The following is an 18,179-nucleotide window of genomic DNA, read 5'->3' as shown; positions in this document are numbered from 1 at the left end:
CCGGCGTCTACGGCACGCGCACGTTGACGAACTGCCAGGGATCTTCATCGCCCGCCTCCGGATACAGCGGCGAGTGCTGCGCCAGCGGCGTCCAGTCGCCATAGACGCCGACCAGTTCGCCCAGGTAGGGCCGCGCGACGCGCAGCACGGCTTCGTAATCCAGGTCATCGGGCTCGACCACGCCCGCGCGCGGATGCTCCAGCGCCCAGACCACGCCGCCCAGGATGCCGGCGACCACCTGCAGGCTGGTGGCGGTGTTGTGTTCCACCAGTTGCCGGGCCTGTTCCGTGGTCAGCCGGGAGCCGTACCAGTAAGCGCCGCGCGCATTGCCCATCAGCAATACCCCGAGCTCGTCCATGCCGGCGACGATGTCGTCGCGCAGGATGCGCTGGTGGTCCTGCTTGCGGCCGCCATTGCCCATCAGTTCGTCGATCGACAGCAGCGCGTCGTCGCAGGGGCGGTAGGCATAGTGCACCGTCGGCCGGTACACGACTTCGCCGCTGTCGCGCAGGGTCAGGTGATCGGCAATAGAAATCGACTCGCCGTGCGTGATCAGGAAGCCGTGGTAAGGACCGCCCAGCGGCGTCCAGCTGCGCACGCGCGTGCCGAATCCGGGACGCGTCAGGTACACCGCGGCATCCGAGCCGAACCCGTGCCGGCGCGCATCCGCCGGCCAGTGCCGTTCGTGCGTGCCCCAGCCGAGTTCGGCCGGCTGCATCCCCTCCTCGATAAAGGCATCGACCGACCACGTGTTGATGAACTCATTGGCGGCTTTACGCCGGTCGCCGACCTGCGTGTCCTGCTCGGCGATGTGGATGGCACGGATATCCAGCTGCCGCGCCAGTGCCGCCCAGTCCTCGAAGCTTGCCGGCGCTTCATGGTCGACGTCGTTGTCCGCCGCGATATTGACCAGCGCCTGCTTGACCAGAGCCGACACCAGCCCCGGGTTGGCGCCCTGCGTCAGGATCGCGGTGGGCCCGTCGCGCTTGTCGAGGCGGAAGGCCAGCACGCCTTCGCGCAGGGCATAGTTGCTGCGGCGCGACAGCGGCGCCGCGGGATCCGTGGCCGCGCCCGCCCACGGCTCGATCGAGGTATCCAGGTACAGCACGCCGTGCTCCCAGCAATAGCGCACCAGCGCCTCGCTGGAGACGTTGACCGACAGGTTCAGCAGGAAGTCCCCCTCGCCGACGAGGTCCTGCAACACCTGCTTGTGGTTTTCCTCGGTCAGCGCCTTGAACACGACATGGATCCCATACTCCTGGGCCACGGAAGTATCGTTGGCAGGGGGACAGACCACGGTGATCTGCCCGGGAGTCATGTCGAGATGGCGCAGCAGCACGGACACCACGGATCGCGCGATGCTGCCGAAACCGACGATCAGCATGCGGCCGCCCAATCCGCCGAACTTCTTGAATGTGGTTGCCGGGGCGTCCATCGCAGGCTCCAGAGATACCGCCGCTGCGGAGATGACTTCTATCTCTCTTAAGCAATCGGTATGCCCGTGGCCGAGGCGCGCGCCATGTTCAGCGATATACCGCGGCCCGAGGCCGCGAACTTGGGCGATGTGGCCTCCGGTAACTATTGCCGGCCGGCACCGGCAAACCTTGCAACGGTGTGCGCGGCAGCACTCGCGTGGGGGTGGAACGCCCCTTGCGGCTGCGGTGCTTCCAACGCAAGGAGATCATGATGAAAGCACGGACATGGATGATGGCCTGGCTTGCCTGCACGGCGCTGGCAAGCGGTGCGGCACTGGCGCAGGGCGCAGGCGGCGCGGGTGGCGCGGGTGGGGGCTCGGGCGGCAGCTCCGGCGGCGGCAGCGCCGGCACGGGGCCGTCGGGGACGACCGGGACGCCGGGCAGCCCAGGCACGCCCGGGACCGGCACCAGCATGACCGACGGCGGCGGCAAGGCCGCCAGCGGCGACAAGCAGGGCAGCTCGCGCTCGTCGGCCGGCAAGCGGCATGGCACCGATGCCGGCGCCGGCCGCGCGGCCGGCGCGTCCGGCGTGACGGCGCCATCCGGCTCGACCGGCTCGCCGTCGGTCACCGGCCCGGGAACCACGCGTGGCGGCGCAGCCGACGCGCCGAGCACCGGCACCGGCGGTACCGGCACGACCGGGCCATCGGGCGGCGCGCCCGGAACCGGCATGGGCCGCTGAGCGCGGAACCGAGGGCGGAACTGAGAGCGGAACCGGGCGCGGAAATCAGCACGGGCGCGGCGGCGCCCCCGCGCTAGAACGGCGCCGCAAACGTCAGCCGCACGCCCTGCTGCAGGCCGCCCATGCCGACCATCACGTTGTAGTCGAGGCCAAACGTCAGCGAGCGCGTGCGCAGCTTGCCGCCCAGCCCCAGCTGCAGGCGGTCGCGCCCGTATGGCGCGTTGACCACCGTATAGGCGGGACCGGTGCCGGCAAGGTCCGCGTACGCCAGCCCGGCCGCACTCTGGCCGCTGAAATCGTGCTGGTACTCGAGCCGGGCGAACGGCAGGAACAGGCCCCATCGCGTCGCCGTGGCGTACTCCGTGCGCAGCCCCAGGGTGCCGGACACCGTGGTCACGCTCTGGCCGAAATACCTCAGCGCGCTGAACCCGGCGCCGGTCTCGGTGAACGGGTCGAGCGTGCTGTCGGACACTGACAGCCGTCCGTACGGCGATATCAGCCAGGCCTGCCCGCGATACTCGTACCCGGTCGACAACGAGGCAAAGACCTGGTGACCGTCGCGCTTGCCGTAGGCGAACGCGTTTTCATCGCCCACCCAGCGGCGCGAATCGAAACTGAGCGAGCCGTAGCCGGCAACGCCGTCGATAAACCATGACGGCTGCGGCCGGTAGCTGCCGTACAGCGCGGCGCTGAAACTGTCCGCCGTGCTGCGCGTGCCGGCCGAACCTACGTCGGTGCTGTCGCGTCCATAGCCGAAGCCGATGCCGAGCGTGAGCTGGTCGGAGAAGCGATAGTCGGCCCCGGCCGTCACCCCGCCCGTGGTGAAGCGGAAGCCCGAGCGCTGCGTCCCCGCATTGGCGAAGCCGAAATCCACGGTGCCCGCGGTCCAGAACGCCAGGCGCGCATCATCTGCGTCGGCCGCGGCAGCCTGCCCGCCAGGGTCCGCGCCGCCGGGCAGGTCCGGAGGGCTGCTGGCGCCATTGCCGGTGCCATTGCCGGTGCCATTGCCGGCATCGCCCGCCCCGTGCGCGGCGCGGGAACCGGCCGCGGTGTCGGTTGGGCGCCCGCGCTGGCCTGCTGCAGCCGTGCCGCGCAGGCAAGCGTCGCGCGCGGCGAAGCCCGCCACCGCCTGGCAGCGTTCGGGATCGGCCTGGGCGCGCGGCATCACCACCGATATCTGGTTTCCTGACGGCGCCCTGCCCGTGCCGTGCAGCGCCTCCAGGCGCTGGTTGTAGTTGGCGATCTGCGCGGTCGCAAAGCGCCGGGCCGCCTGGATCTGGGCGTTGACCAGCCCGACCACGTCGGGATCGGTGGACGGGTCCCGGCGCGCCGCCACGGCCACGTGGATCACCGCCGGCGCCGAGGTCGCCACGGCATTGCTGAGCGTATAGGTCACCACCGCCGTACCGGCGAAAGCGGCCGCCGGAACGAAGTTCACGGTGTAGGCGGTCGCGGCGAGCTGCTTGCCGTCTGCGGCCGGCGCCTTCGGCGCGGCGCTGGCGACGGTGGCGGTGCCGGCATCGGCGGGCACGACCGACACCACCGCCGCACCGGTAAACGGCCCGCCGCTGGCGCCCTCGGTCACGTCGACATCGACCGGCCGGCCCGCCAGCGTCGACACCTGCTTCTGCGCCACCGGGACCGGCACCGCATTGACCGTGACGGTCACCGGTACCGGCGCCGACGTCCCCGCGCTGTTGGCCAGCGCGTACGTGAACGTGACCGGCCCCGAGGCAGTCGGCGCCGGCGTATAGACGATATCCAGTCCGTTCACCACGGCGCTGCCGCTGGTCGGCGGGGTGACGATGCTGACGCCGGAGAAGGGTCCGTTGGCGGCATTGGCGGCGGCATGGATCGTCACCGGCGCATTGGACAACGTGGTCACCGCCACCGGCGGCGCCGAAGGCATGCCCTGCCCCGTCGTCAGCGTATAGACGCGGCTGATGCTGTATGGCGCGCCGGTGCCGGTGCTGCTGTCGGTCACGCGTACCGTGAACGTATGGCTGCCGGCCGTCGACGGCGTACCGCTCAGCACACCGGTGGACGGGTTCAACGACAGCCCCGCGGGCAGCGATCCGGCAGCCACTGAAAAGCTGTATGGCGCGGTGCCGCCGCCGGCCGTCAACGCCTGGCTGTAGGCCACCCCTGCCACCGGCGCCTGCAGCGATGCGGGCGACAGGCTCAGCGCCGGCGCAGCCACGGCAAGCGTGTAGGCGCGGCTGCCGGTATAGGGGCCGGTGCCGGTGCTGCTGTCGGTGGCGCTCACGGTGAAGTTGTGCGTGCCGCCGCCGCTCGGCGTGCCTGACAGCACGCCGCCTGCCGACAGCGACATGCCGGCGGGCAAGGCGCCCGCCGTGACCGCAAAGGTGTATGGCGCCGTGCCGCTGGCGGCCGTGAGTGCCTGGCTGTAGGCCGTGGCGACGGTCGCCTGCGGCAGCGTGGCCGGATTGACGACGATGGTCGGCGCACCGATGGTGACGCTGTACGCGCGGCTGCCCGTAAAGCCGAGGCTGTCGGTCGCCAGGACCGTGAAGTTGTAGTTGCCGCCGGCCGCCGTCGTGCCCGCAATGGCGCCGGTGGAGCTGTTCAGCGTCAGGCCGGGCGGCAAGGCGCCCGCGACCAGGCTGTACGTGTAGGGCGCGGTGCCGCCGCTCGCCGTCACGCTCTGGCTGTACGCGATACCGAGTGCGGGATTGGCCAGCGTCGCGGGCGCCAGCGCTACCGTCGGCGCGGCGATGGTCAGCGTATAGGCGCCGGCCACGCTGTACGGCCCCGTTCCCGTGCTGCTGTCGTTTGCCTGGATGATGAACGACACGGTCCCCGCCGTGCCCGGCGTACCAGCCAGCACGCCCGTCGCGCTATTGAATGTCAGCCCGGACGGCATGATGCCGCCGTTGACCGTGATCGAGTAGGAATAGGGACCGGTGCCGCCGCTCGCCGTGAAGGCCTGGCTGAACGGCGTTCCCGCCGCCGCGCTCAGCGCGCCGGGCGCCGGCGACAGGGCCATCGCCGCGCCGCCCAGCACCAGCGCCAGCGGGCCGCTGGTAGCGCTGAATGGCCCGGTTCCCGTGCTGCTGTCCGTGGCGCGCACCGTGAAGTTGAAGGTGCCGCCGGCGATTGGCGTCCCCGCCAGCAAACCCGCGCTCGACAGCGTCATGCCTGGCGGCAATGCGCCCGATGCCAGCGTGTAGGTGTAAGGCCCGGTGCCGCCGCTGGCCACCGCCAGCGACTGGCTGTAGGCGCCGCCCACGAAGCCCGGCGGTGGCGATGACGGCGCGTAGACGAGGTTGGGGCTCGCCACGGTAATCGTCACAGTGGCGGGGGCCGAGGTGCCGGACGCGTTGGTGGCCGTATAGGTGAAGCTGTCCGGTCCCGCGTAGGACGAGGTGGGCGTATAGGTGATCGACGTACCGCTGGCAACGGCGGTGCCGTGGGCAGGCGCCGATCCCACGCCGACGCTGCTCGCCGCCCCGCCGGTGATATTCAGCGTGATGGGGTTGCCGGCGCTGCCGTACGCTACCGTGGCACTGACGCTGTTGGCCACCGGCGGGCCGGCGACATAGGTAAACCGGTCCGCAGCGCTGGTGGCGCTGGTGCCGGCCGCGGTGGTCACGGTCACGTCGACGGTGCCTGCCGCGGCGGCAGGCGCGGTGGCTGTCAGCGAGCTCGCGCTGTTGACGACGAATGATGCGGCCGAAGCGCCAAACCTGACCGCGGTCACGCCGACGAAACCGGTGCCCGTGACGGTCACGGCGGTGCCGCCGCTGGCCGGGCCAGATGAAGGCGAGATGGCGGTCACCGTCGGCGGGCCGGCGGAGACGTTGAATTGCACCGTGCCGTTGGGCGCCCATGACGAGCCATCGTCGCTGGTGAAGAACGTCGCGCTGTCGGTGCCGATGAAATTGGCTCGCGGCGTGTAGACAAAGCCGTTCTCGTTCTGGCCGTTCGGCAGGTTGCCGTTGTAGATGTACAGCGTGCCACCCTGGGACGTGGGGGTGGGATTGGTCGATGCGCCGAAGTTGCCGTTGCCGCCGGCGTCGTAGGCGATGCTGAACTGGTTCGGATCGCAGGCAGCGTAGTCCGCCGAGGTGAAGCCATAGACCGTCTGCTGGTTGGACGTGGCGGCAATGCTCAGCGTGCACGAGACCGCAAGTGCCGGCGCCGGAGTCCCCAGCAGCAAACCCAGCCACAGTGCCAACAGCACCGGCCCGAGCCGGCCGCGCCAGCGCTGCCGCCACCGATGGACTCGTGTGACGGCCCCCACCGTCTGCCCGGCACGCTCCGCGCCGGCGCAACCCCTGCCTTGTGTAGACACCCGATATCTCCCGACACCCGCGGCTCGCGGCGGGCTGCCATTGCCGTCGGCGAGCGCGGCGCGCCGATGACTGGCCGGGCGCGGCTCGGGACGAGCGTTGTTATTTTTGTTGACTTTCCGCTGGCATCGCCAACACTTCGGTCTGTCTGTGAATCGCGTGAGGATGGGCTGCGGAATGGCCCGGTGCAGAAAATACGTCAAATCGATCAATGCGTAATTGATCAAATTTGATACCAGATATCAAATTCAATTAAATCTCTATCGTCGCGACACGGCACGCAGGCGCCGCGTCTTTGGGGTGTTGTTCAACCGGGGAGGCAGATCGTGGACCAGTATCTGGGAGAAGTCCGGCTGTGCGCGTTCGCGTTTGCGCCAACAGGATGGGCGTTGTGCAACGGCGCCTTGTTGTCCATCGCGCAGAACCAGGCGCTGTTCAGCCTGCTGGGCACGCAATACGGCGGCAACGGCATCACCGATTTCGCCTTGCCCGACCTGCGCGGCCGCACGCCGCTGCACCGCGATCCCGACGGCATCGAGCAGGGCCAGATGGCCGGCGTCGAGGCGGTCACGCTGACCACCGCGCAGGTGCCCGCCCACACCCATCCGTTCAACGTCTCCTCCAGCCCGGCGACGGCGCTGAACGTCGGCGTCGCGCAAGACCGCGTGCTGGCGGCCAGCAACCTGTACAACCCCGGCGATCCGTCGATCTCCGGCCCCGGCGAGCTGCTGTACGGCACGCCTGACTCGCTCACGCCATGGCTGGACGAAGCCTGCGGCAGCACGGGCGGCGGGCAGCCGCACGACAACATGCAGCCGTCGCTGGTGCTGAACTACATCATCTCGCTGGTCGGCAGCTACCCGAGCCGGGGTTGAGGAGGCATCATGGCGGAACCGTTCGTGGGTGAAATCCGGATGTTTGCCGGCAACTTTGCGCCGGCGGGATGGCAATTCTGTGCTGGCCAGACGCTCAGCATTGCCGAGTACGAGATGCTGTTCTCGCTGCTGGGCACGCTCTACGGCGGCGACGGCACCACCACCTTCAAACTGCCGGACCTGCGCGGCAACCTGCCGCTGGGCCAGGGCACCGGGCCCGGACTGAGCGAGCGGACCATCGGCCAGGCCTTCGGCAGTGCCAACGTGACCCTGCTGGCGAGCCAGATCCCGGGGCACACCCATCCGATCCAGGCGACCAACACGATCGCCTCCACGGTCACGCCCGGACCGGACGTGCTGCCCGGCACCACGCCGTCGCCGAACGTGTTCTACGACGCCGGCACCGCCAACCCGCCCGGCAAGAATGCCTTTGCGCCGGGGTCGCTCGGCATGGCGGGCGGCACGCAGCCCCACAGCAACCAGATGCCCACGCTGTCGCTGACCTACATCATCGCCACGGACGGAATCTATCCGTCGCAAAGCTGAGCGCCTGGCGCGAGCCAACCTGAACCCGGAGGCAATATGTCAGACCAGTACCTGGGAGAAATCCGCATCTTCGGCTGCGCCTACCCGCCGGCCGGCTGGGCTTCGTGCGACGGCCAGCTGCTGGCGATCCAGCAGAACCCGGCGCTGTTCTCGCTGCTCGGCACCCAGTACGGCGGCAACGGCACCACCAACTTCGCCCTGCCCGACCTGCGCGGCCGCGCGGTGACCGGACCGGTCGACAACCAGCCCGGCAATCCGCAGGGCGCGGCCACGGTCACGCTCACCGCGGCGGAAATGCCAGCGCACAACCACGCGGTTTACGGCGACACCGCGCGCGCGGTCTCCACCGAGGCCAGCGCCCGCTTGCCGGCCCGCTTCATGGTGCCCAACAACCAGACCTGCATCCCCGTCGGCGCCTCGCCGGCACCCGTCATGACCACGTTGTCGCCGCAGGCCGTGGGCACGTCCGGCGCCAGCCAGCCGCACGAGAACATGCAGCCCTGCACGGTGCTGATGTACTGCATTGCGCTGACCGGCGAATTTCCGCCGCGTCCGTAGGCCGTCGATGTCCGCCATCGAAACGCTGCTGACAGGCCAACGACCGGCGTCCTGCCCCGCCGCACTAATCCCGATGAGTAATGGCGACCGGCATGGCCCGATCCTATATTGCCCCAGCAGCACGCATGTGCGGCGCCATGCGCCACGCAACCTGCTGCGGGAGCGCAGGCCACAAAAGATCCTCAGCCGCCACCTTCGCTTCCGTCGCGCATCGCCACCAATACGGCGGCACATTGTTGCGGGGGTGAATGCCGTTCCCGTTGCTTCATGACCGATTCAGAATCCGAGGGGTAACACCATGAGCGCTCCAACTGTCAGTGCATTCAATTTCTCGTCGCCCGGCGCCGTGCAGTTCAATGCCGGCGCGCCAGGCATCATCCTGAACTCCAGCACCGTGCATGTACTGGCCTGGATCTATGTCGACAGCGCAGGACTGCCCGCCGACCAGAAAGTGTTTTCGCTCTGTGAATCGCTGATCCTGGGCGTGGGGACCCGCGGCGGCGACGTGCCGATGCTGTATCCGGAAGTGTGGGACAACGCCGGCAACCGCTTTACCTTCCAGGCCGGGCAGATCCCGACCGACCAGTGGAGCCTGGTGGAGATGATCTGGACCCAGGGCCAGAGCCTGGTGGGCCTGGTCAACGGCGTGCAAGTGCAATCGGTGCCGGTGTCCGACAATCCGCTGCAGCAACCGGTCAGCGGCGGCACCAGCTACGTTGGCGCGTTCTGGGACGGCACTTCGTATCCGTTCTGCGGCATGGTGCAGTCGGTGCTGCTGACCAACGGCGCCGACCAGACCGCGACGCAGGGCTTCGTGCTCCAGCCCTATGGCGCCATCAGCAACTGGGGCCCGAGCGGCCCGGCTTTCATGGGCGGTGCCAGCATCGTGACGCTCGACACGCCACCGTCGACGCCCTACGTCGCCGCGAACCAGCCGCCAGCGCCGAGCTACGTCGGCGAGCAAATGCCGGCCACCGTGGCTGCCAACACACCGTTCACCATGGTGGTGCCGGGCACGGACAGCAGCTCCTACACCATCCTCAGCATCAGCCAGGTGTGGCAGCAACTGGTGGAGCTGACCGGACAACCCGGACTGGACACGGGCTACGAGGTCGACGTCACCACCGGCGTCAGCATCACCGACAGCGAAACGCAAACCCTGGGGGTCAGCCTGGGGCTGGAATCCGGGTTCGACATCGGCGTGCTCAGCGCCAAGGTCAACCTGACGCTGTCCTATTCGGTGTCGTTCACCGAGGAGCTGTCGATCAGCGAGGCGACCACGATCGCGAAGAAGTTTGAAATCGACAAGCCGGACGTGACCACGACCGGCGTCTGGTGGCAAGCACTGCCCACCATCACGACGTTCCAGGTGATCGACAACATGAACACGGTAGGCGCCTGCGTGCAGGATCCGCTGCCAGAGATCGCCGCCACGGTCTATCCGCCGCAAAGCCAGCGCGCGCTGAAGACCGTGGCCGGCCCGCTGGCCGGCAAGGCAAGCACGGCGCGGCCTTCGCTCAGGCTGTAGCGGTCCGGGCGGCCACGGGCCACGCGTTGGTCAGGCGGCTGCCCCTGGCGCGGGGGCGGCCGTACGCAGCGTCCACAGCGGCGGCCACTGCGCGAACGGCGGCACGGTATGGGCCATCGCCACCACGCCGTGCCGGCCGCCCGCGCCGATCTTGTCGTAGATCACGCGGGCATGGACCTTTACGGTGTCGACGCTGACGCCGAGGATGGCCGCGATGTCCTCGTTCGACTTGCCTTGCGCCAGCCATCCGCACACCTCGAGCTGGCGCGGCGTCAGCGTCGGGAAGGCCAGCCGCAGGCGCTCTGCCGGCCCGAGCTTGGCCACGGTGCGCTGCTGCGCCTGGCGGTAGCAGCGCAGCAAGTGCGGGCGCAGCGCCTGCAGGCGGTCGCGGTCGCCATCGCTGAACGGCGGACTGCCGCTGACGCGCAAGCTCATCACGGTGACCACATAGCCGTCGTGCTGGAACACGATCGCCAGCAGCCGTCGCGCGTTCAACGGCAGCAAGGCTTCCCTCGCCATCGGCAGCGCCATGAATTCGTCATCGCTGAAGAAATCCGATTCGCGCAAGGCGCGTTCGCCATAGAACGCGGGCTCGCATTGCCAGAACGGATGGCTGTGCCGGTGCCTGGCAAAAGCCTGCATGCCGCGTGCGCGCGCGGCGGGGTCATCGTCCACCGAGACCAGCGCGCGGACCTCCTTGCTGCGGTGGTGGAATTCGGCATAGCTGACGACGTCGGCGTCGGTGAGCCTGGCCACGCTGGGGAACAGCACGTGCGGCAGCGCCAGCAAGTCTGGCTCCTGCTCGTACAGGGCGATCACTTCATCGCGGAATGCCTGCAGCTTCTTGTCCTCGGACGTCAGGGCGGTCGGTGAGGGGCGCATACTGGCCTTTCGCCTGCGGGGCACAAAGGTAACGACAAGAATGATGAAAATGCCAGGACCGTCGCATTGTATCTTGCCGCACGCAGACGCGACATGCACAGGCACCATGCGCCCACTCGCCATGAACGCCCTGCATCCCTGCACTGCCGTGGCCGTCCGGCAACGGTCCGGCGGGCGTGCCGGCCAGCGCCGAAACTTTGCCCCCGGCCGCGCGTTCTAAATTTTCATATGCTGAGCAAACTGTCTGCCACATTGTCTGGGAAGCGGCACACCCTCCGGCGCGCGATCTGGTTCTGGCTTGCGCTCGGCACCGTGGCCGTGCTGGCCGTCATGGTCGCGATGTCGCCTGCCTTCAAGGACCTGGTCGAACAGGCCGTCGACTGGGCGCGCGAGATCATGGCGCAGCACCCCGTGGCGGGGGCGATGGTCTTCTTCGTGTACTCGGCCGTTTCGGCGATGCTCGCCTTTGCCTCGAGCGTGGTGCTGGTGCCGGTGGCCAGCGAGGTATGGGGCAAGCCGCTGACGGTGCTGCTGCTGTGGGGCGGCTGGCTGCTGGGCGCGTGCGCGGCGTTCGGTATCGGCCGCCTCGCCGGTCCCCTGCTCGCCCGTACCGGCTACGCGGACAAGCTGGAGAAGTACCGGGGCTATGTGTCGAAGCGAATGAAGTTCTGGGCGGTGCTGCTGTTCTGCATCGCGGTGCCTTCGGAGATCCCCGGCTACCTGTTCGGCACCATGCACTACCCCTTCCTGAAATTCCTCGCGGCCATGGCCATCGCCGAAGCGGGCTATGCGTTCGGCATCGTGGTCGCGGGGGAAAGCCTCGCCATCGACCGGCCCCTGCACTTCCTGGTCGCCGTGGGCGTACTCGCCGTGGTCGCGGTGGCGGCCGGGCTGGCGCTGCGTGCAAGGAAGCACCGGTCACGCCTGCCGCAGCGCTGAGCGGACTGCAGGCGGGGCGTGGGCGCCACAGCGGCCAACTGCCTGGCAGTCAGGCATCTCACAGGTTCTGCCCGGTGATCGTAAGATACAAATCTTAAAATACAGCCAATGGCCTGTTTTTATGGATAACAGGCTAAAGCTTGTAAATCAGGGAAACAGGTAATATCCTGTATCCGTCCGGCCGCCTGCCGGATCCAACCGGGTCCCCCGGGTCCAAAACCCCGCGCCATGCACTACGCCATCAAGACCGTCCATCAGCTGCGTCCGATTCTGCAGGGATTCCGCAAGTCCCGCGGCATGACCCAGGCCGTGATGGCAGAGCACCTCGGGGTCACGCAGCAAACCTACGCCGAACTCGAAGCCAACCCCGCCGCCGTCAGCGTCGAACGTCTGCTGCGGGTGCTGCGCGTGCTCGGCGTCGAACTCGTGCTGTCGCAGGCGGAGGCCGGCGACACCGCGCAGCCCGTGCCAGCCCGGCCCCGGGCCAAAGCGAAGGCGCCGGCAAGCCCGCCTGAACAGGCCCGCCCCGCGACGCGCCGGCGTCCGCGCGAGGACTGGTGACCATGGCGCGCGCGCGGCAAGGCAACCGGCTGGACCTGTGGATGAACGGCATCCCGGTCGGCCATTGGGAAACCGGCGCCGGCGGTGACCGGCTGGTCTACCGCGAAGACTGGATCGCCGATCCGCAGGGACGCCCGCTGTCCTTGTCGCTGCCGTTCACACCGGGCAACCAGCCGCATCGCGGTCCCGCGGTGGCCAACTATTTCGACAACCTGCTGCCCGACAGCGATGTCATCCGCCGCCGCATCGCGGCGCGCTATCGGGCCGGCGGCACCGACGCCTTCGCGCTGCTGGCCAGGGTGGGACGCGACTGCGTCGGTGCCATCCAGATGCTGCCGCCCGGCGAAGCGCCCGAGGCGCTGCAGACGGTCAGCGGCCGCGCGCTCAGCGACGAAGACATTGCGACGCTGCTGCGCGAAACCACGTCGGCGCCCGTGCTCGGCCAGCGCGAGCCCATCGACGACCTGCGGCTGTCGATCGCCGGCGCGCAGGAGAAAACCGCGCTGCTGCGCTGGCGCGGACAATGGCAGCTGCCCCAGGGCAGCACGCCGACCACGCACATCTTCAAGCTGCCGCTCGGACTGGTGGGCAATATGCGCGCCGACATGCGCACCTCGGTCGAAAACGAATGGCTGTGCGCGCAGATCGTCGCGGCCTATGGCCTGCCCGTGGCCCGGTGCGAGATCGCCCGCTTCGCCGACACCAAGGCACTGGTGGTCGAACGCTTCGACCGCAGGCCGTCGAGCCGCGGCACCTGGCTGCTGCGCCTGCCGCAGGAAGACATGTGCCAGGCCACCGGCATCTCGGCCTTGCAGAAATACGAGTCCGACGGCGGGCCCGGGATCCAGCCGATTGCCGAGATCCTGTCCGGCTCGCGCGCGGCGGCGACCGACCGGCGGCATTTCTTCATGGCGCAGGTGGTGTTCTGGCTGCTGGCGGCAACCGACGGCCATGCCAAGAACTTCAGCATCAGCCACCTGCCGGGCAGCCAGTATGAGGCGACGCCGCTGTACGACGTCCTGTCGGCGCATCCCGTGATCGGCCGCGGCCGCAACCAGCTGGCGCCGCAGAAGGCCCGGCTGGCGATGGCGCTGCATGGCCGCAACCGCCACTACGCCATCGCCGAGATCCGCCGGCGCCACTGGTTTGCCCAGGGACAGCGCATCGGCTTCCCGCCCGCCGAGGTCGAGGCCATCCTGGACCACGTGACCGGGCTGACCGCGCAGGTCATCGACAAGGTTGCGTCGGGATTGCCGGCTGAGTTCCCGCTGGATCTGGCCGACGCGATCTTCGACGGCATGCGCCGGCACAACCGCAGGCTGGCAACGCCGGCCGAGACGGATTTGTAGACGCCGGCGCGGGCCAGCGCAAGCATCGAAAATGCGCAAGGGAAAGCGCAAGGGAGAATGGTGCCCATGGGCAGGATCGAACTGCCGACCTCTCCCTTACCAAGGGAGTGCTCTGCCACTGAGCCACATGGGCGGGGGTTCCGGCGTGGACCCACGCGGAATCATCTGGAGCGGGAGACGAGTCTCGAACTCGCGACCTCAACCTTGGCAAGGTTGCGCTCTACCAACTGAGCTACTCCCGCATGCTGGCTCCCCGACCTGGGCTCGAACCAGGGACCTGCGGATTAACAGTCCGTCGCTCTACCGACTGAGCTATCAGGGAACATATCGCCGTTCAGCGAAGCGCGAATTCTACAACATCATCGCGCCGATTTGAAAGCCCTGTTTTGAAAGCCGATTCAGCGCTGCACTGCGAACCCGCGCCGGCAGTCACGCCGCGCCGCGCACGCCGCGCCCCGGCGCCTGCCGGTCGACGTCGATCACGGCCTGTGCAAACGCCGTGGGCGCCTCCTGCGGCGGATTGTGGCCCACTCCGCCGCTCAGGGTCCGGTGCTCGTACCAGCCGGTGAACTTGCTGGCATAGGCGCTCGGCTTCGGATGCGGCGCGCCGTTGGCATCGCCCTCGATGGTGATGGTGGGCACGCCGATGGCGGGCGCCGTGGCCAGCCGCTGCTCGATCGCATCGAAGCGGGCTTCGCCGGCGGCGAGGCCCTGCCGCCAGCGGTAGTTGTGGATGGTGATGGCGACGTGGTCGGGATTGTCCAGCGCCGCGGCGCTGCGCGCGAAGGTGGCGTCGTCGAAGTTCCACTGCGGCGAGGCCAGTTTCCAGATCAGCCGGGCGAACTGGTGCGTGTGTTGCTGATAGCCGGCGCGGCCGCGGTCGGTGGCGAAATAGAACTGGTACCACCACTGCAGCTCGGCCTCCGGCGCCAGCGGCTGCCGGCCTGCGGCCTGGCTGCCGATCAGGTAGCCGCTGACCGCCACCAGCGCGCGCACACGCTCGGGCCACAACGCCGCCATGATGTCGGCGGTACGCGCACCCCAGTCGAAGCCCGCCACCACCGCATTCTGGATCTTGAGCGCGTCCAGCAACGCAATCATGTCGGCAGCGAGCGCCGAAGGCTGGCCATTGCGCAGGGTGTCGGCCGACAGGAAGGTGGTCGAACCATAGCCGCGCAGGTAAGGCACGATCACGCGATAACCGCGCGCCGCCAGCAGCGGCGTCACGTCGGCAAAGCTGTGGATGTCATAAGGCCAGCCGTGCAGCAGCAAGGCGACCGGCCCGTCGGCCGGGCCCGCCTCCGCGTAGCCGACGTTGAGCACGCCGGCGTCGATCTGCCGGATCGAAGCAAAGCCCGTATGCGTGCCCGGCGTGACGGCGGGCAACGTGTCCGCCGGCGACACCCCGGCCTGTGCACGCGCCGCGCGCGCCAGGCCCAGCGAACCGGCCGCCAGCGTCACCGCGGCAGCACCCAGAAAGCCCCGACGGGGCAGGTTGATGGCGTTCGACATATTGTTCTCCTGTATGCGTGGTGTGAATCCGAACGCAAGTCTAGGAGTCCGGTGCAAGCGGCATGTGTCTGAAACCGGGCCTTGTGTATCGCCGTGTATCTGGACCGGGATCGTCCAATACGGGGATACAAAGTGGCGATCCTAAACGGCGATACAACACGGCGATACCACATGGCGATACCACACAGCCCGTCCCCGCCAGGCAGCGCTAGGCGAAGGTCTCGCAATTCCCGGTCATGGCGGCTTGGCCCCAGGCAAGACCCGGCCGGATGCGATGCCCCATCTCGCGCTCGGCGACCGCGACCGCCGGCACCGCGTGCCGCTCCGGCTGGCGCTCGGGCCGGGCCGCTGGCTGATGCGCATCCAGCTCCAGGCAATGCTTGAAGTCGCTCGCCGCCAGCCGCGCCCCGATAAACTTCCCGAACGCGTCGAGCTGGACCTGCGAGGTCATGCCGGCGCTGCCGCCGATCGCCGGGCAGATGATCCAGGTGGTGTCGCCCCGGGTGAACAGGTGCAGGCGCCTGGCCTGGTCCGCCGGCCGCAGCGCGTGCTCTTCGCCCGCGACGCCGTCCAGCGCAAACGCTTCGATATATTCGTCGGTATGGCGGTGGCTCAGGCAGATGACCACCTTCGGACGCCAGCGCTCGCAGGTCCTGGCGATGAAGCGGAAGCGTTCACCCTCCCGGCACAACGTGACATAGCGCTTCTGCGGAATCAGTTCCGGCTGGCCGCGGAACGCCTTGGACCACGTGGTTCTGCCGTCGACATGCGCGGGCAGCGGAAACAGGCTCAGCCTGAATTCCGCGCCGCCAGGCGAGTAGAGATGGCCCCAGTAGTAGTGTTCCCAGTCGTTGTCGCCGAGCCGCACCCCCAGCGCCTCGGCCCGCGCGGCGGCCATGATGCGCGCCATGCACTGGTGGCCGAACCACCTGGCCATGTCTTGTCGATGCTGCTGGCGGAACACGGCGTCCCAGGCCGGCGGGGCCAGTTGTGGATTAAGCGGTGCGACGATAGGCTCCGACCACGCGGGGCTTCGGTCGCATATCCAGACGGCAGCCCCTGGATTGCCTCCCTCCATCCCGACATAGGAGGCAAAATAACGGTCCAGTTCCTGGCGCGTGAACATCCGTGAATGCTGCATTTTATCCCTTGCTGCTTAGTGGGACCCCCAACATGTAATGCCGCGGCATGCCGCCGCCGCAACGGGCGGACGTACTGCCGTGGTCATGTGCAATTTCTTTTTTTCTGCAGCACAGGAAATGGACGGACGCGGCATGCCCCTCCCCCGAGCGGCATGCCTCCATCGGTTCTTATAATGTCCTGAACTGCCTGCGTGAATGAATGGAACAGGCGTGCCCGGGCGTGCAGCGCCGCCTGCCAGGCCATCCGGTAATGAGGATGTCGAAGCCATTGCTGGCCCCGATAAAGACGCCTTGGGTCTGTGCTTATCTAAACAGGTCGAATCTGGCTCATTATTTTACTTCCCCCAGAGAAACAAAAAATTACATTTATTTCGAACCTGTAAAAATGAGCTGCGTGCCAGATATGCAAGGACGCTTCTCAAAAGACGCACCATGCCGGTGCCGGTTCGACTGATATAGGGCTCAATATCCCTTTCTTGATCGGGCTGATTTTATCCAATGCATCCGGATATAGGAATTTCAATCTTCTAAGGTCTGAAATAAGCGGCCTGCTGCGCTGCAATATATTTAGGGTGCGATTTTCCATCCCCTCGGCGGAGGGGATAAAAAATTAACTGACGGATTACCTCTAATTGGCTCGCGCCGCCCCGGCGCGGCTCAGAATCCGGAAAACCGGATGCCGATCGAGCCGTAGCCGTAGTAGCGATCCAGCTTGCCGGCGGTGGTCGCGTTGTAGAGGAACGGGATGGTGCCGACGAAGTTGTACAGCGAGGCTTGGCCGCGCAGGAACACCTCGACGTTCTTCGCCACCCCATACGACAGCTCCAGCCCCAGCGTATGGTTGGACCGGATCGGCGCGTTGCCGTAGGTCTTGGCGCGGCTGTCGACATTGCTGCGCAGCAGGTACTGGAACTGGTAGCCCAGGCGCGCGGCGAAGCGCTCGTATTTCCAGCGCCACGACCCGCCCAGGTTCAGGTAGCCGGCGGTGTAGTTGAAATCGTCGTTGAAATCCAGCCCGAACTGGCCGGCATTGACGGAAAACGAGGCCGACTGCAGCGTGACGTTGCCCACGTTGCAGGGCGCCGCCAGCTGGCCATTGGCGAGATTGTCGGAGCCGATGGCAACATTGAAATTGCAGTTGCCGCGCTGCAGCCGGGTATTGAGGCTGGCGACCGTGACGCGGCTGATGCCGAGCCCGACAAAGCCGGTAAGCTGGTTGCGCTCGCTCAGCTCGCCCGAAAAGATCACGTCGGCCTGGGCCTGGACATCATTCGCGTTGTTCACGGTGAGGCTGTTGAATGTCGTATTGCGCACCATCACCAGCGACGAGCGGTTGAGGCTGCCGGCGTGGTCTCCCCACAGCGAGAAACGCAGCATGATGCGGTCGCGCGCGCCGGCCTCGGCGAGCGGGTCGTAGTGCATCGCCAGCATCCAGGTATCGATGTGGTTGCGGTCGTGCCCGTACTCGATGCCGCGGCGCCAGTAAGTGGCCGATCCCGACCAGTGCGGCGAGAACTTGTAGCCCAACATGAGCTTGCCGCCGCTGTAGTCGCCCGCGTTGTCCGACACCGGGCCCTGGCGCCCGCGCAAGTTGAACACATCGACGCTGCGGTTGACCATGTCGTAGCTGGCCTCCACCCGCACCGAGGTGAACTCGCCGGTGGCGGGCTCGGCTTGCATGAACACATCGTCCGGGGCGGCCCTGGCCGTACCGACGGCACACAGCCCCAGCATCAGGGCGCAGGCCTGGTCGAGCCGGCGCTTTCGAAGCAGCTGCATAGGAAACTCCGAGGCCGCTGGGCGAGCCTCATGCGGGG

The 18,179-nt window shown here is 67.7% G+C and carries 14 protein-coding genes and 3 tRNA genes; 8 read left to right on the top strand and 9 right to left on the bottom strand.

Annotation, left to right across the window (positions count from 1 at the left end):
* Positions 1-7: 7 nt before the first annotated feature.
* Positions 8-1,435 (bottom strand): homospermidine synthase, encoded by a 1,428-nt coding sequence (locus LIN44_RS09195; RefSeq protein ID WP_227311898.1) that lies wholly within the window; start codon positions 1,433-1,435, stop codon positions 8-10.
* 248 nt (positions 1,436-1,683) lie between these two features.
* On the opposite strand from LIN44_RS09195, the gene LIN44_RS09190 reads away from it, so the two are divergent.
* Complete coding sequence (locus LIN44_RS09190) at positions 1,684-2,157, top strand: hypothetical protein (RefSeq protein WP_227311897.1); 474 nt, start codon at positions 1,684-1,686, stop codon at positions 2,155-2,157.
* A 73-nt stretch (positions 2,158-2,230) separates the two neighbouring features.
* On the opposite strand, the gene LIN44_RS09185 is transcribed toward LIN44_RS09190, so the two are convergent.
* Complete coding sequence (locus LIN44_RS09185; RefSeq protein WP_227311896.1) at positions 2,231-6,361, bottom strand: putative Ig domain-containing protein; 4,131 nt, start codon at positions 6,359-6,361, stop codon at positions 2,231-2,233.
* 435 nt (positions 6,362-6,796) lie between these two features.
* Between LIN44_RS09185 and LIN44_RS09180 the strand changes: the two genes are divergently transcribed.
* The 4 genes from LIN44_RS09180 to LIN44_RS09165 all read left to right on the top strand — a co-directional run bounded on the left by LIN44_RS09180 (position 6,797) and on the right by LIN44_RS09165 (position 9,977).
* The gene (locus tag LIN44_RS09180; protein WP_227311895.1) at positions 6,797-7,345 is read left to right on the top strand and encodes a phage tail protein; all 549 of its coding nucleotides are present in this window, start codon (positions 6,797-6,799) and stop codon (positions 7,343-7,345) included.
* A 9-nt stretch (positions 7,346-7,354) separates the two neighbouring features.
* The gene (locus tag LIN44_RS09175; RefSeq protein ID WP_227311894.1) at positions 7,355-7,891 is read left to right on the top strand and encodes a phage tail protein; all 537 of its coding nucleotides are present in this window, start codon (positions 7,355-7,357) and stop codon (positions 7,889-7,891) included.
* Positions 7,892-7,927: 36 nt separating this feature from the next.
* Positions 7,928-8,449, top strand: a complete 522-nt coding sequence (locus tag LIN44_RS09170; protein WP_227311893.1) for a phage tail protein — start codon at positions 7,928-7,930, stop codon at positions 8,447-8,449.
* 298 nt (positions 8,450-8,747) lie between these two features.
* Positions 8,748-9,977, top strand: coding sequence for a hypothetical protein (locus LIN44_RS09165; RefSeq protein WP_227311892.1), 1,230 nt, complete (start codon positions 8,748-8,750; stop codon positions 9,975-9,977).
* A 30-nt stretch (positions 9,978-10,007) separates the two neighbouring features.
* On the opposite strand, the gene LIN44_RS09160 is transcribed toward LIN44_RS09165, so the two are convergent.
* The gene (locus LIN44_RS09160) at positions 10,008-10,859 is read right to left on the bottom strand and encodes a LuxR C-terminal-related transcriptional regulator (protein ID WP_227311891.1); all 852 of its coding nucleotides are present in this window, start codon (positions 10,857-10,859) and stop codon (positions 10,008-10,010) included.
* 228 nt (positions 10,860-11,087) lie between these two features.
* Between LIN44_RS09160 and LIN44_RS09155 the strand changes: the two genes are divergently transcribed.
* From LIN44_RS09155 to LIN44_RS09145, 3 genes are all read left to right on the top strand, one after another.
* Positions 11,088-11,798, top strand: coding sequence for a VTT domain-containing protein (locus LIN44_RS09155; protein WP_227311890.1), 711 nt, complete (start codon positions 11,088-11,090; stop codon positions 11,796-11,798).
* A gap of 228 nt (positions 11,799-12,026) precedes the next feature.
* Positions 12,027-12,359 (top strand): helix-turn-helix transcriptional regulator, encoded by a 333-nt coding sequence (locus LIN44_RS09150; RefSeq protein WP_227311889.1) that lies wholly within the window; start codon positions 12,027-12,029, stop codon positions 12,357-12,359.
* Positions 12,360-12,361: 2 nt separating this feature from the next.
* A complete protein-coding gene (locus LIN44_RS09145; protein ID WP_227311888.1) occupies positions 12,362-13,708 on the top strand; it encodes a type II toxin-antitoxin system HipA family toxin in 1,347 nt (448 codons plus the stop codon).
* 58 nt (positions 13,709-13,766) lie between these two features.
* On the opposite strand, the gene LIN44_RS09140 is transcribed toward LIN44_RS09145, so the two are convergent.
* The 6 genes from LIN44_RS09140 to LIN44_RS09115 all read right to left on the bottom strand — a co-directional run bounded on the left by LIN44_RS09140 (position 13,767) and on the right by LIN44_RS09115 (position 18,141).
* Positions 13,767-13,841 (bottom strand) — tRNA-Thr (locus tag LIN44_RS09140).
* 33 nt (positions 13,842-13,874) lie between these two features.
* A tRNA-Gly gene (locus LIN44_RS09135) sits at positions 13,875-13,950 on the bottom strand.
* Positions 13,951-13,954: 4 nt separating this feature from the next.
* Positions 13,955-14,030 (bottom strand) — tRNA-Asn (locus tag LIN44_RS09130).
* A 107-nt stretch (positions 14,031-14,137) separates the two neighbouring features.
* A complete protein-coding gene (locus tag LIN44_RS09125) occupies positions 14,138-15,220 on the bottom strand; it encodes an alpha/beta fold hydrolase (protein ID WP_227311887.1) in 1,083 nt (360 codons plus the stop codon).
* 208 nt (positions 15,221-15,428) lie between these two features.
* The gene (locus LIN44_RS09120) at positions 15,429-16,346 is read right to left on the bottom strand and encodes a transcriptional regulator (protein ID WP_227311886.1); all 918 of its coding nucleotides are present in this window, start codon (positions 16,344-16,346) and stop codon (positions 15,429-15,431) included.
* Between the two features lie 673 nt (positions 16,347-17,019).
* Positions 17,020-18,141, bottom strand: coding sequence for a hypothetical protein (locus LIN44_RS09115; RefSeq protein WP_227311885.1), 1,122 nt, complete (start codon positions 18,139-18,141; stop codon positions 17,020-17,022).
* Positions 18,142-18,179: the final 38 nt, after the last annotated feature.

Source organism: Cupriavidus sp. MP-37, from assembly GCF_020618415.1.
GTDB lineage: Bacteria > Pseudomonadota > Gammaproteobacteria > Burkholderiales > Burkholderiaceae > Cupriavidus.
The sequence above is the reverse complement of the archived record's forward strand: the minus strand, read 5'-3'. Positions and strand labels throughout refer to the sequence as shown.

Coding starts and splice junctions, on each gene's coding strand:
- LIN44_RS09195 (WP_227311898.1), bottom strand. CDS start 1,435: ATGGACGCCCCGGCAACCACATTCAAGAAGTTCGGCGGATTGGGCGGC.
- LIN44_RS09190 (WP_227311897.1), top strand. CDS start 1,684: ATGATGAAAGCACGGACATGGATGATGGCCTGGCTTGCCTGCACGGCG.
- LIN44_RS09175 (WP_227311894.1), top strand. CDS start 7,355: ATGGCGGAACCGTTCGTGGGTGAAATCCGGATGTTTGCCGGCAACTTT.
- LIN44_RS09170 (WP_227311893.1), top strand. CDS start 7,928: ATGTCAGACCAGTACCTGGGAGAAATCCGCATCTTCGGCTGCGCCTAC.
- LIN44_RS09165 (WP_227311892.1), top strand. CDS start 8,748: ATGAGCGCTCCAACTGTCAGTGCATTCAATTTCTCGTCGCCCGGCGCC.
- LIN44_RS09160 (WP_227311891.1), bottom strand. CDS start 10,859: ATGCGCCCCTCACCGACCGCCCTGACGTCCGAGGACAAGAAGCTGCAG.
- LIN44_RS09155 (WP_227311890.1), top strand. CDS start 11,088: ATGCTGAGCAAACTGTCTGCCACATTGTCTGGGAAGCGGCACACCCTC.
- LIN44_RS09150 (WP_227311889.1), top strand. CDS start 12,027: ATGCACTACGCCATCAAGACCGTCCATCAGCTGCGTCCGATTCTGCAG.
- LIN44_RS09145 (WP_227311888.1), top strand. CDS start 12,362: ATGGCGCGCGCGCGGCAAGGCAACCGGCTGGACCTGTGGATGAACGGC.
- LIN44_RS09125 (WP_227311887.1), bottom strand. CDS start 15,220: ATGTCGAACGCCATCAACCTGCCCCGTCGGGGCTTTCTGGGTGCTGCC.
- LIN44_RS09120 (WP_227311886.1), bottom strand. CDS start 16,346: ATGTTCACGCGCCAGGAACTGGACCGTTATTTTGCCTCCTATGTCGGG.
- LIN44_RS09115 (WP_227311885.1), bottom strand. CDS start 18,141: ATGCAGCTGCTTCGAAAGCGCCGGCTCGACCAGGCCTGCGCCCTGATG.